At 59.0% G+C, this 18,218-nt stretch carries 15 protein-coding genes and 1 pseudogene; 5 read left to right on the top strand and 11 right to left on the bottom strand.

Annotated elements, in window-relative coordinates; genetic code table 11:
- Nucleotides 1-160: 160 nt before the first annotated feature.
- Complete coding sequence (locus AC1ME2_RS10030) at nucleotides 161-631, bottom strand: prepilin peptidase (protein WP_480442075.1); 471 nt, start codon at nucleotides 629-631, stop codon at nucleotides 161-163.
- A 75-nt stretch (nucleotides 632-706) separates the two neighbouring features.
- On the opposite strand from AC1ME2_RS10030, the gene AC1ME2_RS10025 reads away from it, so the two are divergent.
- On the top strand, nucleotides 707-1,183 hold the full coding sequence (locus AC1ME2_RS10025; RefSeq protein ID WP_480440809.1) for a TadE/TadG family type IV pilus assembly protein: 477 nt from the start codon (nucleotides 707-709) through the stop codon (nucleotides 1,181-1,183).
- Nucleotides 1,173-3,932, top strand: a complete 2,760-nt coding sequence (locus tag AC1ME2_RS10020) for a PAS domain-containing sensor histidine kinase (RefSeq protein ID WP_480440807.1) — start codon at nucleotides 1,173-1,175, stop codon at nucleotides 3,930-3,932. The genes AC1ME2_RS10025 and AC1ME2_RS10020 overlap by 11 nt, the downstream gene beginning before the upstream one ends.
- Here the strand turns inward: AC1ME2_RS10020 and AC1ME2_RS10015 are convergent.
- The 7 genes and pseudogenes from AC1ME2_RS10015 to AC1ME2_RS09985 all read right to left on the bottom strand — a co-directional run bounded on the left by AC1ME2_RS10015 (nucleotide 3,929) and on the right by AC1ME2_RS09985 (nucleotide 10,397).
- Nucleotides 3,929-5,941 (bottom strand): TadG family pilus assembly protein, encoded by a 2,013-nt coding sequence (locus AC1ME2_RS10015; RefSeq protein WP_480440805.1) that lies wholly within the window; start codon nucleotides 5,939-5,941, stop codon nucleotides 3,929-3,931. The two genes, AC1ME2_RS10020 and AC1ME2_RS10015, sit on opposite strands and share 4 nt — an antisense overlap.
- A 149-nt stretch (nucleotides 5,942-6,090) precedes the next feature.
- Nucleotides 6,091-6,336: pseudogene (locus tag AC1ME2_RS10010) on the bottom strand (DUF4136 domain-containing protein); the annotation flags it as partial.
- A complete protein-coding gene (locus tag AC1ME2_RS10005; protein WP_480440804.1) occupies nucleotides 6,336-6,941 on the bottom strand; it encodes a DUF4136 domain-containing protein in 606 nt (201 codons plus the stop codon). The gene AC1ME2_RS10005 and the pseudogene AC1ME2_RS10010, both read right to left, overlap by 1 nt.
- A gap of 37 nt (nucleotides 6,942-6,978) precedes the next feature.
- On the bottom strand, nucleotides 6,979-7,728 hold the full coding sequence (locus AC1ME2_RS10000) for a methyltransferase (RefSeq protein WP_480440803.1): 750 nt from the start codon (nucleotides 7,726-7,728) through the stop codon (nucleotides 6,979-6,981).
- Nucleotides 7,725-8,030 carry a nucleotide pyrophosphohydrolase gene (locus AC1ME2_RS09995; protein ID WP_219062549.1) on the bottom strand — a complete coding sequence of 102 codons (306 nt, stop codon included), beginning with the start codon at nucleotides 8,028-8,030 and terminating at the stop codon, nucleotides 7,725-7,727. Before AC1ME2_RS09995 ends, AC1ME2_RS10000 begins: the two co-directional genes overlap by 4 nt.
- Nucleotides 8,031-8,133: 103 nt before the next feature.
- Entirely contained in the window at nucleotides 8,134-8,985 is an 852-nt protein-coding gene (locus AC1ME2_RS09990) for a MaoC/PaaZ C-terminal domain-containing protein (RefSeq protein ID WP_480440800.1), read from the bottom strand.
- A gap of 44 nt (nucleotides 8,986-9,029) precedes the next feature.
- On the bottom strand, nucleotides 9,030-10,397 hold the full coding sequence (locus AC1ME2_RS09985) for a 3-oxoacyl-ACP reductase (RefSeq protein ID WP_480440798.1): 1,368 nt from the start codon (nucleotides 10,395-10,397) through the stop codon (nucleotides 9,030-9,032).
- A 111-nt stretch (nucleotides 10,398-10,508) separates the two neighbouring features.
- Here AC1ME2_RS09985 and AC1ME2_RS09980 point away from each other — a divergent pair, with 111 nt between their 5' ends.
- Nucleotides 10,509-11,786, top strand: a complete 1,278-nt coding sequence (locus tag AC1ME2_RS09980; protein WP_480440796.1) for an acetyl-CoA C-acetyltransferase — start codon at nucleotides 10,509-10,511, stop codon at nucleotides 11,784-11,786.
- A 30-nt stretch (nucleotides 11,787-11,816) separates the two neighbouring features.
- Here AC1ME2_RS09980 and AC1ME2_RS09975 read toward each other — a convergent pair whose 3' ends face one another.
- Entirely contained in the window at nucleotides 11,817-12,845 is a 1,029-nt protein-coding gene (locus AC1ME2_RS09975) for a bile acid:sodium symporter family protein (protein ID WP_480440794.1), read from the bottom strand.
- Between the two features lie 111 nt (nucleotides 12,846-12,956).
- Between AC1ME2_RS09975 and AC1ME2_RS09970 the strand changes: the two genes are divergently transcribed.
- Complete coding sequence (locus AC1ME2_RS09970) at nucleotides 12,957-13,763, top strand: AraC family transcriptional regulator (protein WP_480442072.1); 807 nt, start codon at nucleotides 12,957-12,959, stop codon at nucleotides 13,761-13,763.
- Nucleotides 13,764-14,033: 270 nt separating this feature from the next.
- Nucleotides 14,034-14,927 carry a PA4780 family RIO1-like protein kinase gene (locus tag AC1ME2_RS09965; RefSeq protein ID WP_322278070.1) on the top strand — a complete coding sequence of 298 codons (894 nt, stop codon included), beginning with the start codon at nucleotides 14,034-14,036 and terminating at the stop codon, nucleotides 14,925-14,927.
- Nucleotides 14,928-15,585: 658 nt separating this feature from the next.
- Here the strand turns inward: AC1ME2_RS09965 and cueR are convergent.
- Both cueR and AC1ME2_RS09955 read right to left on the bottom strand, forming a co-directional pair.
- Nucleotides 15,586-15,987: a Cu(I)-responsive transcriptional regulator gene (gene cueR, locus AC1ME2_RS09960; protein ID WP_480440793.1), complete on the bottom strand. Its 402-nt coding sequence runs from the start codon at nucleotides 15,985-15,987 to the stop codon at nucleotides 15,586-15,588.
- A 9-nt stretch (nucleotides 15,988-15,996) separates the two neighbouring features.
- Entirely contained in the window at nucleotides 15,997-18,186 is a 2,190-nt protein-coding gene (locus AC1ME2_RS09955) for a heavy metal translocating P-type ATPase (protein ID WP_480440792.1), read from the bottom strand.
- Nucleotides 18,187-18,218: the final 32 nt, after the last annotated feature.

Below are 18,218 nucleotides of genomic sequence, written 5' to 3'. Positions count from 1 at the left end.
CGATGGCCGAATGCCGTTGAAATTCCATGTCGACGCTTTCCAGAAAGGGAGGTGCCGTTGCAAAAAAAGGTGGTGCCAAATGTACATTAATTCGAATGCACAGGGGGGCACCGTAATCGTGCTTTCTTGCTATGTATATAGCGCTATCAGTCGATTTCGACTATTGGAGCCAGATTGCGATCAGGGCGAATCCTGCGAACAGAAAAGGGGAGAAGGGTTGTTTGTTTGACGCTTCAGATCCTGCGTGCGGGTAACGCCATGTAAGCCATTGACCCATATGGGGCCAGGCGCTTTTACGCACCAATAACCACATCACGCTGATAACTCCCGCGCCAATAAACGTCACGAGCAAGTGCAGGCTGTCGGTTGCCAGGGCCAACGCCGCCAGCAACTTTACGTCACCGGCCCCCAGACGGCTCAGCGCGTAGCCTGGCAGGGTAAAGGCCAACGCCAGCAACAGGGCCCATCCACCTTCAGCCGAGGGTGCGCCCAACCAAGTGTGATTATTAATTAGCAGAAAAATCAGAAAGAGGGCAAAACCGCCGAAGGTAAGCCAATTAGATATTTGCTTTTGTCGGGCATCCTGCTCTGCACATACCGCGAACCAGGTCAGTAATAAAAAAAGCTGCATGAGTAAAAAATATCCGAGGTCGAGGGAAATAAACCTATGCTCATTTGAATGGGTCTTGTCAGGGTAGACGTCGACATGCAAACCGCCTCTCGTTATCGCATAAAAAAAGCATTGGCCCACAAACAAAGAGGTGCTGCCGCTATTGAGTTTGCGGCGGTGTTCGTGATCTTTTTTGCAGTGTTCTATGGGCTGATGAGTTATTGCCTGCCTTTATTGATGATGCAGTCGTTCAACACTGCCACGGCTGAAGCGGTGCGCCGTAGCGTCGCCCTTAGCCCGACAATCCCCGGTTACTCCACGCAGGTCGTGGCGCTGGCCAACGCCACCCTGACCACCCAACTGGCATGGATGCCAACGGCCCTGGCTTTCAACGTTGCACACGATGCCACGGTGACGTTTGATCCCACCAGCAAGCTGCTGACCGTAAATATCAGCTACGCAACAAGCAAACTGGAGCAGGTGATGCCCTCGCTGGTATTGCCGGGCATCGGTCAGGTTCCTGACTTGCCAACCTTTTTGACCGCGCAGGCGAGTCTGCAACTTGGCCCTTAAAGACGTGTTGCTGCAGCGACTCCTTGGCCGTGCCGAAACAGGGCCGGTGGATCCGGTCGTCGACCCTGAGTATGCGAATACGGGTCTGCACCTGCAACTCGACAATGAGGGCCGGGTACTGCAATTCAGTGGCCCGTTGTGCTCGCAGTTGGCCGCGTCGGCGTCCTCTTCCGCACTGGGACACAAGCTGCTGAACTATTTGATGCCCGACAGCGCGATGGTGGTTGAAGGCGTGCCGCAGGATTGGCTTGGGGTCACCCTGGATCTGGATTTCAAAGGTATCGATGGCCAGGCCCTGCACACACGGGGCTGGGTGCAGCCACATGACCATGGCTGGCATTTGCAATTGCTTGATGTGGGCGATCTGGTGCGTCAGACGTTGGTCGCGCAAAACCGGCATCAATGCCTGCTGTACGCCGGGCGCATGGCTGAACAGATTCGTGCTTGCAGCTTTGCCCGTCTGCCCGAGGTGATGAGCTTGCAATTGCAAGAGGTGGCGCAGCGCTGGCGAGTGCCGTGTCTGGCGTTGGCCTTGCCTGAGGCGAACGGCCTCGGCTGGCGAATTTACAGTCAGTACAGCGCGCACACAGCGCCGAAGTTGTGGCAAACAGGGCAGCGCCTGGGGACTGAACTGAATGGCCTTGACGGTACCGTCGTGCATCAACTGGCGCTTGGCTCGCGCGATGAACTGCCTCGCCTGCGAAGCGCTTTCGGCAACGGCAATAGTTTTTTGTTGCCCTATCGTGAAGGCGCCGATGTCAATGCCTGGGTGCTCTTCGGTTTCTATCAGGCCGACGAGCAAGCACCGGACCTGGGTGCGCGCGAGTGGCTGCAACTGGGTGCAGCGCTGGCAGGGCCGTTGCTCAATCGTCTGACCGAGGATCAGCATCAGCATCAGTTGGAGCGTCTGAACGTGATGCAGGAATTGCTCGGTACTGGCTGGTGGGAATGGCTGCTTGTCAGCGATGAAGTGCTACTGGCGCCACAATTGGCGCGCCGCCTGCTTCTGGATGACAAGACGGATTGCCTGTCGCGCGTGCAATGGCTGGAGCTGATTCATCCGGCCGATCGTCAGGAGCTCGTCAGTCGTCTGGACGAGCTTCGAGATCTGGGCACGCCGTTGCTACTGTGCGTGCGCATCCATCAGCCTAACCCGGCCCAGGGTTTGGTCTGGTTGCGTATCCAGGGCCAGTCGTCGGTCAGCGGTCAGGCGCGGCGCGTGTTGGGCTTCATGCTGGATGTCAGCGACATCAAAAATCAGGAAGGCCAGGCGGCGGCAGCGCATGCCCGGCTGGACAATCTGATCGCCAGTTCACCGGCGGTTATCTATGTGCAGCGCTATGTTGGGGGCGCGTTGCAACCGACTTTTTTCAGCGCCAGCCTGACGCCATTATTGGGTTGGACGCTGGCCGATTGTGTGGAAGACCAGTTGGCGCACTACATCCATCCAGAGGATCGTGACATCTACTTCGCGCGCACCCGGCAATTGCTGCGTGAGGGCGCCGTGCGCAGCCGTTATCGCCTGCGCGACAAGCACGGTGACTATCACTGGCTGCTTGATGAAGCCAAGTTGCTGCGCGATGACCTGGGCATTCCGATTGAAGCGGTCGGGCTGTGGCTGGACGTGACCGACGCCACCATGGTCGCCGAGCAGGTACGCCAGAGCGAAGAGCGTTATCGGATTCTGGTGGAAGACTCGCCAGCGATGATCTGTCGCTACACACCCGATCTGGTTCTGAGTTTTGGTAATCAACCGTTGGCCAAATACCTGGAGTGTTCGCCGCAGGAGGTCGCGGGCATCAATCTAGGGGACTGGCTGTCCGAGGAACAGCGTGACGCGTTCACTCAACGTATCAGCCGGCTAAGCCCTGAGTTCCCTGTCAGCACGGCTGAAATCTGCCTGCAACTGCCAGACCGCGAACACGCATGGTGGGTCTGGGCGGATCGGGGGGTGTTCGATGACGGCGGCCAGTTGGTGGAAATTCAAGCGGTGGGGCGCGACAACACCGAAGTGCGTCGCACCCAGATGCAACTGACTCAAAGCGCCAAAATGGCCACCCTCGGCGAAATGGCCACGGGGTTGGCCCACGAGATCAATCAACCGCTGCATGTGATGCGCATGGCGGTGGCCAATGTGCTCAGGCGTTTGAGCAGTGGCGACATACAAATCGATTACCTGACCGAAAAGCTCAAGCGCATTGAAGCGCAAGTTCAACGTGCGGCGCGGGTGGTCGATCACATGCGCGTGTTTGGTCGTCGCTCGGACATCGAACAGCAATTGTTCGACCCGGCGCAGGCAGTGGAGGGCACATTGGCCATGTTGAATGAGGGCATGAAAGGCAAGGGCGTCGAACTGCGCGTCACCGAGGTGGGCGCGCCGGTGTTGGTGCGCGGGCATATGGATCAACTGGAGCAAGTACTGATCAACTTGATGGTCAATGCGTGCGATGCGTTGCTCTCGCGGCGCGAAGCCCATCGCGAACTTCAACCATGGGTTGCGCTGCAAACCGAGCAGGATGAACAGACGGTTTGGCTGTCGGTGGAAGACAACGCTGGCGGTATTGATCCACGCTTGTTGGAGCGAGTTTTCGAACCCTTCTTCACCACAAAACCTGTCGGCGTCGGCACGGGCCTGGGCTTGTCGGTCAGCTACGGTATCGTCGAGCAAATGGGCGGGCGCCTCAGTGTGTCCAACGCCGCAGAAGGTGCCCGTTTCAGCATTGCGCTGCCGTTGGCTAAATCGGGCTAGATCACCAGGCTCGCTTGCCCTGCGCTGCAACTGAGGTTGGCGCCTACGTCAACCTCATTGAGATTGATACCCAGGCTGGCGAGCAGAGTGTTTATCAAAGGGGCCAGTAGCGGGCTGAGAGCGTTCTGAATGATGTTGTCCAGGGCTACGGTGACAACGGCGAGCAAACTGCCTAGTCCAGTGAGCAAGGTCCCCAGTGAGTTGTTGACCGTTGGTTTGTACATCTCCACCTGAACCCCGGCGATGGTGTTCGACAGGCCACTGACGAGATTGGTGGTTGAGAAAGCAGCATAGTCGGGCGGTTGTTGGGTGATATCGGGTAACGGCGTCGAGTCTGAAGATGAATAGGTATTCGCAATATTGGAGCGTTGCCCGAGAGAGCTATTAGCGCTGATGCCGATACCACCGCCCACTCCAGGAGTGCGTGGACCGCAGAATAAGAGGAGGTTGCAGGTCTGTACGCCGATATCGAGGATCTTTATCGGATTAGCTATTACCGCTGGAGGCGGGGTCGTGCTGTTAGCAGGGAAGACTGTAGCCGGGTTGATGCTCCCAATGTACACATTGACCAGTGATGTGGTGGTATTGGTTGTGAGGGTCTTGTTACTGGTGCTGACGCAAGTGTATCCGGTCACATAGCTTGTTCCACTGGCGACATCCAGGCCGATATCAATCTCAATCGGTGGAGGTGAAGGAAGCAGTACTACGCTTGGGACTTTGCAGCTAATCAAGCAAGTGAGTGAGTTCACTACGCCCACGACATTTAGGCCCAGCACACTATTCAGTGTATTGCTCAACGGGCCTACCAGCCCTGAGATGGCGCTAGTTAAGGCAGTAGTCAAAGGGTTCAACGCATCCAGCACCGGCAGATTGACCGATAGCAACGCTCGCACCTGGGCGGTCTGTACGTAGATTCGATCCGGTCCGAGGGGGTTTAACGCCGCCAAGGCCGGATTACCCACTGCAGAAACTTGCGGCGGTTGTAGCACCTGGATTTTGGCGGTGAAATTTACCAGACCAAAATTGATCGTCTGGTTAGCCACCAGGCCATTGCTCTTGTTCGCCAACTGCACAAACCCTTCGATGAGCTGGAACACTTGCAGATTGGAATTGAGCGCCGCAGTCTCGGTGCCGCCGTTGACTTGCAACAAATCCCCGAGCAATACGGTGGTCGTGCCTGCAGCGATTTTTAGGGACTGCAAGCTGGCGATGGTAGCGGTCGCTCCCAAGGTTGAGGTGGGGTCGAGTACGCTGATAGCGGACTGTATCAACTGGCTGACGGTGACCGAAGTGCCCAGCACTTGCGAGTAACCCACAGCGGTAATACCCATATCGAGCTTCAATTGATCCAGATAACTGAGCAGGCTGATGTTGGCGTTGATCAGGCCGTTCCAACCCACCGCACTCAGGTTCAGGCTGCCTCCGAGCAGACCGCCAAACAGTGAGTTCAGAATCACGGAGCTACCGCTGTCCACGACCAACAGGGTGCTGCGAATGGTCAGCATGGCGACGGGTGGGGGCACGGCAGCCACAGCCGTAGCACTCATAGTGATGTTCGGATCGGAGGTGCCACCGGAGAACAGCGCGCCAATGCCGGCGGCAATACTTTTAGGGACGGAGTGAGTGACGATCACACGGATGGCTTGCACTTGGCCGGGATTGGCGTTGAAGGTGCGCAGGTTGTTTGCATCGAGGACCAGCGTGCCGCAGTCGGTGGTGAGGGTCCGGGTGCCGTCGGTGACTGTGAAGCCGTTGCGGGTGGCACTTTGGATGGCATATGCGGAGGCGGTTGCAGTGGGCGTGCATTGACCGGCACGGCTGGCAGCCTCCAGTGCGGACATGTCGACGACCCTTTGCAGGCTGCGTTTTTCCAGGTACAGCCTGCCGCTGTCGATCACCAACAACATGCACAGCAACGCCAGCGCCAAGGTAAAGGCCGCCATCAAACCGATGGCGCCGCATTGCTGGTTGCGTCCAGCGTGTCTGGAAAAGCAGATATGGGGAGACATCTAGCACTCCTTGGCAAAGCCGTCGCTAACTCACCCGTGGTAAGCCAGTGTAGTAAAGGCTTTGAGAGTGCGCTGCCAGGAAGACGCAGCACTGTCGCGCAGCAAACCCCGTCCCCCTACAGGAAACTGGAGGTTACCTGGTTTTTCTGCGCCATACGCAGCCCGTACTGATCGAGTGGGTCACTCACCGCCTGACGAATACGTTGTTCGGTCAGATCACTTTTTATCCGTGGGTCATCGGGGCGATATTGCACGCCTGGCTCTTTCCAGCTCCAGCTGCGATAGGCGCGAAAGTCCCGTGTGGCGTCAAAGTCATGGTCGAGCGGGTTGGTTTCACACGCACTGAGCAGCAAGGCGAGCGAGAGAGCGGAACATGAGGGTTCGCCGTCAGTGATTACGAAGGAGGATAGGCGCTCAGGGCTTGTTGCACCGCCTGACGCAAGGCTTTGGCGCGGCCGGATTCATCGCCACCGCTGCCTGTTTCGGCACTCGCACTCCACACAGGTTGACCGCTTCGAGCGTCGAATAGGCTGATGCGCACCACGACCACTTGCTCCTGATACGTACGCACCATGGGTACAGTTGCATACCCGCCGTAGCGGCCATAACCCATACCACCACCGTAGTACGGACCGTAGGCGTCCTCACGGTATTGCCGCAGGCGGGTTTCCAGATGCATATCGGCACTCACGCGCAAATCTGCCGGTTGATTGTTCATCGCCGGGCGCAAGCCGCGCTGATCCAGGCCATTGCTGATAGCTTCGGCCAATTGCGCCGAATCAGCCCACGCTGAACCCACTGGAAGCTGGCCATTGATCCAGGTCCAATTGCGATAGCGCCCATAATCGCGGGTCGGTGCCGGGTAGGCGCTCAGGTCCAACGTGTTGGCCGCTTGCGTGGGCGCCGGTGGCAAAGGGTTGGAGCTGGCAACATAGGGATTGGTGCTTTGGCAGGCGCTGATGCCCAGGCAGACCAGAATCAAAGCGAGGCGGCGTTTCATGATGGTCTCCGCAATTGGCGTCTTGGCAATGAGCCACTCACAACGGGCTGCACATCCAGTGCAAATAGCGCCCGAGGCCGGCAAAGGCTGGGTGGCGACGATGGGCCAGTTCCATTTCCAGCAAATCCGCGAGTTGGACCTTGGCCTGAAATTCCAGGGGCATGTAGTCGTGGAAAACCCGTACGCCACTCTGGGTCTTGACCTGCCACAAACCCTCAATTTGCGCGGCTAATTCGCGCGGATCAAGCGGTTGTTGAGGGGTCAGGCTTTGCTTCTCGCCAGCCATATCATTCTTGCGCATTTTGCGGAAATGGCCTTTGAGCAAATTGCGATAAATCAATGCATCTCGGTTATAAAACGCCAGCGACAGCCAGCCGTTTGCCTTGGTCAGTTGGTGCAGCACGGGCAGGATTGCGTGGGGTTCTGCGAGCCATTCCAGCACGGCGTGACAGAGCACCAGATCATAAGGCTCGGTCAGTTGGCCGAGCAGTTGCTGCCAGGGCGCCTGGATGAAGGTCGCGCTTTGGCCTGCATCGGCAAAGCGTTGGCGTGCGCCGTCGAGCATGGGTTCGGCCGGTTCAGCCAGTGTTACTTGATGACCGCGCTCGGCCAGCCACAACGACATATGGCCCAGCCCGGCACCAATATCCAACACCCGCAGAGGCCGTTCAGGCAGTACTTCGATGAGGTCAGCCTGCAACACAGCCAGGCGGATGGCACCTTTGGCGCCGCCATAGATTTTTTCGGCGAAGCGGGTCGCCAACTGATCGAAATGACGGTCGCTCATTTGCTGAAACGCCGTTCGCTGTCGGCCAGTTTGTTGCGCACCACCTGATCCATGTCCAGCCCCAATTCGCTGCACATCAGCAGCAGATACAACACGATATCGCCCACTTCCTGACCCGCATGTGCCAGTTGCTCAGCCGGCAGTTGCCGTGACTGGTCTTCGCTGAGCCATTGAAAAATTTCAACCAGCTCGGCCATTTCTACACTGGCGGCCATGGCCAGGTTTTTCGGGCTGTGAAACGGGCGCCAGTCATTCTGGTCGCGGATCTGGTGCAGGCGTTGGGTGAGTTCGTCGAGGTTCATGGGGCTCTCCTGAAGGCGTGTAGCTTCAAGGGGATGACGGCGGGAAGCAAGTGCTTCGAACGGCTGGCGCCTCGGTGTGAGGCTTAGGGTCTGTTGACAGACCCTAAGCCACCGGCTGCCAACTCCCGAGCATATGCACCAGGTCATTCGCCCCTGTCAGCCGCAGTTGCCCGCTGGAACCTGGCGCACTGGCCGACAGCACCACTTCGCCCGGTAGACGCACCGGTTTCTGGAATTGCACATCGATCTCGATATTCGACGCGGGCAGATGATCCAGCGCTGCGAGGGTCCGGGCCTCGAGCCACAGACCATGGGCGATGGCCTTGGGGAAACCGAATATTTTGGCGCTGGTGGCACTCAGGTGGATCGGGTTGTAGTCGCCAGAAACTTTGGCGTATCGCCGTCCGATATCGGCGGGTGCCTGCCAGCGCTCCACTTCCATCAGCGGTAACGGCGCGGGTTCGTAATCGCCCGCCGGCTCGCCAGGCAGTTGCACGCTCCGGCAGAGCATGGTGCTGTCTTCCTCCCACAAAGGGCCGAGGGCATCTTCAATCTGGGTGATCAGGTTGAAGGTCGCGCCTTTGGCATGAGGTTGCAGGTTCACGACGTGTACGCTGACCCTTACCTGACCGACGCCGCCCAACGGGCGCAAGATGCTGATGCGATTGCCCAGGTGAATCAAGCCCATTAGCGGGAAAGGGAAGTCCCGGGACGTCATCAATTGCATTTGCAGCGAGAAGGCCAGCACATGGGGATAGGTTGGCGGCAGCAGGCTGGAGTGAGTGAATCCGCAGACCTTGCGATAGGCCTCCACCTGCTGGGGATTAACCGACACCCAGCAACGCAGACCTTGATCTGGCAGTTGCGTGCTGGTGATCTTGCGCCGTAGCGCGGCCTGCATGAACAGGCCTGGCAAAGCGGGCGGTGTGGTCAGATAGCTCCACTGAGGACTCATCGATGATCTCCCTGCTCTAGCACTATAAAAGCATACAACGAAGATCAGGCGCCGATAAGGCTCTGACCACACACCCGCAGTACCTGGCCACTGACCGCACCCGTTCCCGGCTGACTCAGCCAGGCCACGGCCTCCGCGACGTCTTGCGGTAAACCACCTTGGCCCAGCGAACTCATGCGTCGGCCCGCTTCACGCAGGGCGAAGGGCATGTCGGCGGTCATTTTGGTTTCGATGAAGCCCGGCGCCACGGCGTTGATACTGATGCCGCGCTCATGCAGCGACGGCGCCCAGGCCTTGGCCAAGCCGATCAACCCAGCCTTGCTGGCGGCATAGTTGGTTTGCCCACGGTTGCCTGCAATGCCACTGATGGACGCCAGCAGAATGACCCGCCCGTCGTCGAGCAGGGTGCCACTGTCGAACAGGGCTTTGGTCAGCACTTGCGGGGCGATGAGGTTGACACTCAGCACCGCATCCCACAGTTCAGGTGTCATGTTGGCCAGGGTTTTGTCGCGGGTGATGCCGGCGTTGTGCACGACGATGTCGATGCCGTTGCCGTTGTGCCCGCTCAGGCCTTCAATCAGTTGGGCCGCGGCGTCGGCTACGCAGATATCCAGCGCCAGACTTTGCCCGCCCAGGCGCGCAGCCAGCGCTTCGAGATCGGCCTTGGCCTGCGGCACATCCAGCAACACCACTTCAGCACCGTCGCGGGCCAGGGTTTCAGCAATCGCGGCCCCAATCCCGCGCGCAGCCCCGGTGACCAGCGCCCTGCGCCCGGACAGCGGACGGCTCCAGTCCTGGACGTGTGTCGAGCAAGGCTTCAGCCGCACCACCTGGCCGGAGATGTAGGCGCTTTTCGGCGACAGAAAGAACCGTAGCGCGCCTTCTAGCTGATCTTCTGCGCCGTCATCGACGTGCAGCAGTTGCACGGTGCCGCCGTTGCGCATCTCTTTGCCGAGGGAGCGGCTGAAGCCTTCTATGGCCTGCTGAGTGCTGGCGGCCAATGGATCGCCCAAGGATTCGGGCGCTCGGCCCAGGATCAGCACATGGGCGCTGTGGTCAAAGCTTTTCAGGATGGGCTGAAAAAACTCGCGCAGTTGCGTGAGTTGGTCGGTGTGGACAAGGGTGCTGGCGTCAAACACCACCGCCTTGAGCTTGGGCCCTTGCTCCGCGACCCAGACGGTCGCGCCCGGTTGATCGCTGCCAAAGCTGTACAGCGAATCGGTCAGGCGTTGGGCAAAAATCCTGACGTGGTCAGCCAGCGGACCGGCACTGATCAACAGCGTACCTTCAATGGGGCGTAGTCGCCCGGCTTGCCAGCGTTCAAGGCGGGCCGGCGCGGGCAGGCCAACGGCTCCGACCAGCCGACGGCCAATGTCTGAGTTGGCGAAATCGATGTAGCGATCTGAAGACATGGAACGCTCTCCTTGAGCCGGGGTTCAAAGTAGTTGACCACATCAAGACAGCGTTCGTTCTAATCGGGCCTACGCTGTTCTTTAGCGATTTTGTTCTAAAGGGAGCTGTTTATGAGTCTGCCACGCCGGGTCGCCATTGTCGGCGGTAATCGTATTCCCTTCGCTCGCTCCAATAGCGCCTACGCCACGGCGAGTAATCAGGAGATGCTGACGGCCGCGCTGGAAGGGTTGATCGAGCGGTTCAACCTGCATGGCGTGCGCATGGGTGAGGTGGCAGCAGGGGCAGTGCTCAAGCATTCCCGGGACTTCAACTTGACCCGCGAATGCGTGCTGGGCTCGCGCTTGTCCCCGCAGACACCGGCCTACGACATTCAACAAGCGTGCGGCACAGGGCTGGAAGCGGCGCTGTTGGTTGCGAACAAGATCGCCCTGGGGCAGATCGAGTGCGGGATTGCTGGCGGCGTAGACACCACGTCCGACGCGCCGATTGGGGTCAACGAAGACTTGCGTCACATCCTGTTGCAATTCAATCGCAGCAAAACCGGGGCGGAGAAGCTCAAGGCCCTGTTGCAACTGCGCCCGCATAACCTCAAACCGGAACTGCCGCGCAACGGTGAGCCGCGCACAGGCCTGTCCATGGGCCAACATTGTGAGCTGATGGCGCAGACCTGGAACATTCCCCGGGAGGCTCAGGATCAGTTGGCGCTGGAAAGCCACCTGAAGATGGCGGCTGCCTATGCCGAAGGTTGGCAGGATGACCTGCTGACGCCCTATCTGGGTTTGAACCGCGACCAGAATCTGCGCCCGGACCTGACCCTGGCCAAACTTGCCAGCCTCAAGCCAGCATTCGAGCGCAGCGCCAAAGGTACGCTGACCGCAGGCAACTCCACACCGTTGACCGACGGCGCTTCGTTGGTGCTGTTGGCCAGTGAAGAATGGGCCAAAGAGCGCGGGCTGCCGGTATTGGCGTATCTGCGTGATGGCGAAGCGGCAGCGGTGGATTTCGTCAACGGTGCCGAAGGGTTGTTGATGGCGCCGGCTTACGCCGTTCCGCGCTTGCTGGCGCGCAACAATTTGAGCTTGCAGGATTTCGACTATTACGAAATTCACGAAGCCTTCGCCGCACAGGTGCTGTGTACGCTCAAGGCATGGGAGGACGCCGATTACTGCAAAACCCGCCTGGGCCTCGACGCGCCGCTGGGGTCGATTGATCGCAGCAAGCTCAATGTCAAAGGCAGCTCATTGGCGGCCGGCCACCCCTTCGCCGCGACCGGCGCACGCATCGTTGCCAACCTGGCGAAGTTGCTGGCCGTGGCCAGGCAAGGACGGGGGCTGATCTCCATCTGCGCGGCGGGCGGGCAGGGGGTCACGGCGATTATTGAGCGGTGATTCCGTGCTGTCCGCGAAGAAGGCCGTAGGCTAAGCCGCTCGGGCTTCTTCCCGCGCAGCCTGCGACAGCTGTTTATGGTTGCGACTCGCGTAGTTTTCCGCAATCACTGAACACACGATCAACTGCATCGGGTGGTAAATCATGATCGGCAGCAGGATCAGGCCCAGCCCTGGGTTAGCGCCGAAAATCAGCGCAGCCATCGGTGCACCTGCGGCCAGGGATTTTTTGCTTGCACAAAACACGGCCGCCACTTCATCGGCGTGGTTGAAGTTCAGGGCGCGAGTCGTGCGGGTGGTCATGAACAGAACGACCGCCAGCAATACGCCGCTGCCAATAAAGGCGCTGAGAATCACCATGTCGCCTTGTTGTTGCCACATGCCGGACACCATCGAATTACAAAATGCGGTGTAGACCAGCAACAGGATCACGACTTTGTCGACGATGTTGGTGTAGCGCTTGTGCCGGGCAAAAAACTTGCCGAGGAGCGGGCGCACCAGTTGCCCCAGCACCAGTGGCAACAGAAGCATGGCGCTCAAGTCGAGCAGGGTCGAACCCAGATCAATCCCACCAGCGCCTGTGCCGACCACCAGACTCACCAGCCACGGGGTCATGAAAATCCCGAATACGCTGGACATGCTGGCATTGAGAATGGCTGCGGGAACGTTGCCACCGGCGCTGCCGGTCAGGGCGACTGAAGATGAAATGGTCGAGGGCAGGGCGCACAAATAGAAGAAACCGAGCATCAACAGGGCGGGCATGTGTGAGCCGAACAGCTGGTTGCAGATCAGCCAGATCAGAGGGAAGACCACGAACGTGAAGCCTTGCACCATGATGTGCAGTTTCCAGTTTTTCAGCCCGTGGCTGATTTGTTCGCTGGACAGGTTCACCCCGTGCAGGAAGAACACCAGAAACACCCCGATGTTGATCACGTACTCGGCATGCATTCCGCCGCCAGCGCTGCCAAAACTCGGGAAAAAATACGCGAGCAACGTCGCGATCAACATTCCGCAGAGGAACCAGTCCGTGACAACGCGTTTGAAGTGCTTGAATGCGTGCATAAATAGGTCGGCCTGGAGAGTTGTGAGGCGTTATGAAAGAGTTTTGTAAAAAATGATGACCGAAGGTTAACTCGGGCGCGATGATGCTGTCTTGCGACATAAGGCCAATCGATAGCGACTAACGGACAACCTATGGGCTTTCATCAGGGTAACGAGCGTCAGATTCCCGCACTCACCGCTTTGCCGCGTCCGATCTATGCCCGGGCAGAAAGCCTGAGCGCGGGTTCCTGGACACCCCCTCATCGTCATGACTGGGTGCAGTTCTCCTATGCAATCAGCGGTGTATTGGGCGTGCATACCGCAGAGGGCAGTTTTTTTGCGCCGCCGCAGTGGGGGGTGTGGATTCCCGCCGGGCTCGAACACGATGTGGCGACGTCGATGCGTGCGGAGATGCGCAGCCTGTATGTGCGCAAGGAAGACTGCAGCTGGGCACCGGAGCGTTGTCGTGTCCTGGAAGTCACGCCGCTGGCCCGCGAATTGATCAAGGCATTTTGCTTGCTGCCGCCAAGTTATCCACAGGGTGACAGCAGCGAGGCGCGGTTGGTGCAGGTACTGCTCGATCAGTTGGCCTGCCTGCCGGAAGTCGGGTTCTCGCTGCCGCTGCCGCGTCATCCGCGTTTGCTGGGGCTGTGCAATGAATTGATCGAAAGCCCCGGTCAGTTGATTACCCTGCATGATTGGGCCGAACGCCTGGGCACGTCGGAAAAAACCTTGATGCGCTTGTTCCAGCGCGAAACCGGTTTGAGTTTTCGTGGCTGGCGTCAGCGTGCGCGATTGTTATCGTCGCTCAGCGCGCTGGAAGAGGGCGACAGCGTGACCAATACGGCCCTGTCCTGCGGGTATGATTCGACCTCGGCGTTCATCGCCGCCTTTAAAAGCTTGTTTGGTTGCACCCCGGGTGAATTGTTCAAACACTGATGCTTGAACGGGTCCATGCGTTTTTTTCGGGCCCGTCCTGAGGTATTTGTGTTATCTGTGACGCTAATTGATAAAACTGCTTACAGCTTGCGCGGTCCCATCTCTCAGTGCTCGGTTATGCTCTGCTCGGCATGGAAGCTGCTAAATAATTGAAGCCTTTCGTAAATCTCTGAAGGTCAAAGGTCGGCATCTACTACTCGCTGTGAGAGGATTGCCGTATAACGAGCAACAATCGCGTGTTTGGCAACGAAGGACCCACAATAAAAGCTGATGAAGACTCCAAAACGCATTGAACCCCTGATCGAGGACGGTCTGGTCGACGAGGTGCTGCGCCCACTCATGAGTGGTAAAGAGGCAGCTGTTTATGTGGTGCGCTGTGGCAACGAGCTGCGGTGTGCCAAGGTTTACAAGGAGGCGAATAAACGAAGTTTCCGGCAGGCCGCGGAGTATCAGGAGGGTCGCAAGGTTCGCAATAGCCGGCAGGCCCGAGCGATGGCCAAAGGCTCGAAGTTCGGTCGTAAAGAGACCGAGGATGCCTGGCAGAATGCTGAAGTAGCCGCGCTGTTCCGTTTGGCCAGCGCCGGCGTGCGAGTGCCCAAGCCGTACGACTTCCTTGAAGGCGTGCTGTTGATGGAACTGATCGCCGACGAATTTGGCGACGCGGCGCCTCGCTTGAACGATGTGGTAATGGAACCGGATCAGGCGCGGGAATATCACGAGTTCCTGATCAGGCAGATCGTGCTGATGCTGTGTACCGGTCTGGTGCATGGTGACTTGTCCGAGTTCAACGTGCTGTTGACCCCGGGCGGGCCGGTGATCATCGATCTGCCGCAGGCGGTAGATGCTGCAGGCAATAACCATGCGTTTAGCATGTTGGAGCGCGATGTCGGCAACATGGCTTCTTATTTCGGACGCTTTGCCCCGGAATTGAAGGCGACCCGGTATGCGAAAGAGATGTGGGCGCTTTATGAAGCTGGCATCTTGCACCCGGGCAGTCCGCTGACCGGTGAGTTCGATGAGCCTGAAGACCTGGCCGATGTGGGCGGGGTTCTGCGGGAAATCGAAGCGGCTCGTCTGGACGAGGACCACCGTCAGGCTGTCCGCGCGGCAGATGATGCGCCACCGAGCAAAACCGAAGAACCGCCTCCACCCTGGATGCAGTGATCCGCTAAATAAAAAATCCGGCTCAGGCCGGATTTTTTATGGGCAGTCGAAAAGCTCTGTTACACCCTCCATCATTTTTCACAGTGGATCTGAGCAAAATCTGTGGGAGGCCTCGCCGCGTCTTCGACGCTGCGCTGTCGCGCAGCAAACTGGGTTGGGATTTGTGTGTCGTGATTGGTGGCGGTGTGCCAGGTTGGCCGCCTTCGCAGCGGGACGCGTAGTTGCAAGCCTGCTCCCACAGGATTTTGATCTGCCTTTGGGATTTTGTGTGAATTGACTACCGAATTACGGCAAGGGCCCTTTTCCAGAAGGCCGAGCGCAGGCGTTGTGCAGGGGGTAACGAGGCAGGACGCCGAGTTAGCCGCACGGGGCCAGGGATGGCCCCTTGCGGCGACCCCCGGAGCAACGCCGGAGTGAGGGAAATCCGAGCCTAAGCGAGGATCCGCATGGCGGGGCAAGCGTTTTGGCGGGACCTTTTTGCGGTTCGGCGTCCCGACGTTTGTAAAAGGTTCCTCGCTGTAAAAGCGAAACCATAAGTCCAGCAACCAAACATGCCGGATATACACCCAATAAACTGCGCCAACACATTGTTTTTAAAAGACTAAAAATCTATTTGATAGGAGCAGGCTTGCCTGCGAAGAAGCTGGCGCGGTTCAGGTCAGTCGCAACACCCACCCGACGCCAGGTCCTTGAGAATCGGGCAATCCGGGCGGTGGTCGCCTTGGCAGTGTTCGACCAGCTCTTGCAAGGTATCGCGCAGGCTGGCCAGTTCATCGATCTTCTGATTCAACGCAGTGATATGTTTACGCGCCAAGTCCTTCACATCGCCGCTGGCACGCTGGCGGTCCTGCCAGAGGGTCAGCAGTTTGGCGATCTCTTCCAGCGAGAAACCCAGATCCCGCGAACGCTTGATAAAGGCCAGCGTATGCAGGTCTTCCGGCCCATACAGGCGATAACCGCTGTCACTGCGGTGCGCGGCCTTGAGCAGGCTAATGGACTCGTAATAACGAATCATCTTGGCGCTCAGACCACTTTTTTTGGCGGCTTGACCGATATTCATCATCGCTCCTCAATCAATATCCTTCGGTTTCCAGGTTTTCAGCAGCAACGCATTGCTCACCACACTGACACTCGACAGCGCCATTGCGGCCCCCGCGAATACCGGGTTGAGGAAGCCGAATGCGGCCAGCGGAATGCCAATCAGGTTGTAGACGAAGGCCCAGAACAGGTTCTGGCGAATCTTCGCATAGGTTTTGCGGCTGATCTCCAGGGCTGCCGGTATCAGGCGCGGATCACCCCGCATCAGGGTAATTCCGGCTGCATGCATCGCCACATCGGTGCCGTCGCCCATGGCAATGCCGATGTCCGCCGCCGCCAAGGCTGGGGCGTCATTGATGCCGTCGCCGACCATCGCCACCACGCCGGTTTTTTTCAGCTCGACGACCGTCGCCGCTTTATCGGCGGGCAGGACTTCTGCGTGCACGTCGTTGATACCCAATGCCTCGGCCACCGCGTGGGCGCTGCCGCGATTGTCGCCAGTGAGCAAGTGGCTGCTGATATGGCGTGCGGTGAGTTGTTGAACCGCTTGTAGCGCGCCGGGTTTGAGGGTGTCACCGAAAGCGAACAGGCCCAGCACTGATGGCTGCGCACCCCGTTCGATCAGCCAGGATAACGTACGACCCTCTGCCTCCCAGGCGTGCGCGGACTCCGCCAAGGCGCCTGTAGTCAGGCCGGTTTCTTCCAGCAGACGGCGATTGCCCAGCGCCAGATCCCGACCGTGCACGGTCCCGGCAATGCCTCGCCCCGGTAGCGCCTGGCTGGCAACGACCCCCTCGACGTTCAACTGGCGTGCCGCGCAGGCATCCAGTACGGCCTTGGCCAACGGATGCTCGCTACCCCGTTGCAGGGCACCGGCCCATTGCAGCAGGACGTCTTCGTTGCCATCGACAGCACTCAGGTGTGCGATGCGTGGCGTACCGGACGTCAGGGTGCCGGTCTTGTCGAAGACCACTGCCGTGACTTCATGGGCGCGCTCCAGTGCCTCAGCGTCCTTGATCAAAATGCCATAACGCGCCGCCACGCCAGTGCCGGCCATGATTGCGGTGGGCGTCGCCAGCCCCAGCGCGCAAGGGCAGGCAATCACCAACACCGCCACGGCATTGATCAGGGCCGTTTCCAGCGGCGCACCGGCCAGCAGCCATCCCGCCAGCGTGAAAAAGGCGATCACCAGCACCGTCGGGACGAACACCTGGCTGACTTTATCCACAAGCTTCTGAATCGGTGCTTTGCCCGCTTGAGCATCTTCGACCAGACGAATGATCCGCGCCAACACGGTTTCCGCGCCCAGCGCCCGGGTCTCGACCAGCAAGCGGCCTTCGCCATTGATCGCGCCACCGGTAACCTTGTCACCCGGTTGTTTTGGCACGGGCAGACTCTCGCCGCTGATCAAGGCTTCGTCGGCGTGACTCTGGCCATCGATCACTTCGCCATCCACCGGGAAGCGTTCGCCAGGTTTGACCACTACCCGATCATTGAGGCGCAACGCGCTGATGGCCACGTCCCGTTCTTGTCCGTCGATCAGTTGAATGGCACGTTCCGGGCGCAGGGCTTCGAGGGCGCGAATGGCGCTGGCGGTCTGGCGTTTGGCGCGGCTTTCCAGGTATTTGCCCAGCAGTACCAGTGCGATCACTACTGCTGAGGCTTCGAAATACAGATGCGGCATGCTGCCCGGCGCGGTGTTCGCCCATTGATAAATACTCAGGCCATAACCGGCACTGGTACCCAGCGCGACCAGCAAATCCATGTTGCCAGCACCCGCCCTGACGGCTTTCCAGGCCGCAATGTAAAACCGTGCGCCGAGAATGAACTGGACGGGCGTGGCCAAGGCAAACTGCACCCAGGCCGGTAGCATCCAGTGCACCCCGAATGGCGCCAGCAGCATCGGTATGACCAGCGGTAGCGCCAGGGCAATTGCCAGCAGCAATGACCAGCGTTCCCGGGTCAGGCGATGTTGTTGGTCGTCGGCGTTGGCACGGGTGTCTTCCAACAGGCTTGCGCCGTAGCCAGCCTGACTGACGGCTGCAATCAGAACCGCAGGGTCGATCGGCCATGACGATTCAACGTGGGCACGCTCGCTGGCCAAATTGACGCTGACAGTTTTGACGCCTGCAATTTTGCTTAACGCGCGCTCGACCCGTCCGGCACAACTGGCGCAGGTCATTCCGGTTATTGGCAGTTCGAGCGTGTTGGACGTGGACATGGGTAAGTTCCCTAAGGGGCGATACCCGAAGG

This window comes from Pseudomonas sp. ASL9, assembly GCF_056680335.1.
This window is presented reverse-complemented; position numbering and strand designations above follow the sequence as displayed.

Excerpts from the sequence above, each read along its gene's own strand:
- AC1ME2_RS09965 (WP_322278070.1), top strand. The coding sequence starts at position 14,034 with ATGAAGACTCCAAAACGCATTGAACCCCTGATCGAGGACGGTCTGGTC.
- AC1ME2_RS10005 (WP_480440804.1), bottom strand. The coding sequence starts at position 6,941 with ATGAAACGCCGCCTCGCTTTGATTCTGGTCTGCCTGGGCATCAGCGCC.
- AC1ME2_RS09955 (WP_480440792.1), bottom strand. The coding sequence starts at position 18,186 with ATGTCCACGTCCAACACGCTCGAACTGCCAATAACCGGAATGACCTGC.
- AC1ME2_RS10000 (WP_480440803.1), bottom strand. The coding sequence starts at position 7,728 with ATGAGCGACCGTCATTTCGATCAGTTGGCGACCCGCTTCGCCGAAAAA.
- AC1ME2_RS09990 (WP_480440800.1), bottom strand. The coding sequence starts at position 8,985 with ATGAGTCCTCAGTGGAGCTATCTGACCACACCGCCCGCTTTGCCAGGC.
- AC1ME2_RS10025 (WP_480440809.1), top strand. The coding sequence starts at position 707 with ATGCAAACCGCCTCTCGTTATCGCATAAAAAAAGCATTGGCCCACAAA.
- cueR (WP_480440793.1), bottom strand. The coding sequence starts at position 15,987 with ATGAATATCGGTCAAGCCGCCAAAAAAAGTGGTCTGAGCGCCAAGATG.
- AC1ME2_RS09995 (WP_219062549.1), bottom strand. The coding sequence starts at position 8,030 with ATGAACCTCGACGAACTCACCCAACGCCTGCACCAGATCCGCGACCAG.
- AC1ME2_RS09975 (WP_480440794.1), bottom strand. The coding sequence starts at position 12,845 with ATGCACGCATTCAAGCACTTCAAACGCGTTGTCACGGACTGGTTCCTC.
- AC1ME2_RS09985 (WP_480440798.1), bottom strand. The coding sequence starts at position 10,397 with ATGTCTTCAGATCGCTACATCGATTTCGCCAACTCAGACATTGGCCGT.
- AC1ME2_RS09980 (WP_480440796.1), top strand. The coding sequence starts at position 10,509 with ATGAGTCTGCCACGCCGGGTCGCCATTGTCGGCGGTAATCGTATTCCC.
- AC1ME2_RS10030 (WP_480442075.1), bottom strand. The coding sequence starts at position 631 with ATGCAGCTTTTTTTATTACTGACCTGGTTCGCGGTATGTGCAGAGCAG.
- AC1ME2_RS10015 (WP_480440805.1), bottom strand. The coding sequence starts at position 5,941 with ATGTCTCCCCATATCTGCTTTTCCAGACACGCTGGACGCAACCAGCAA.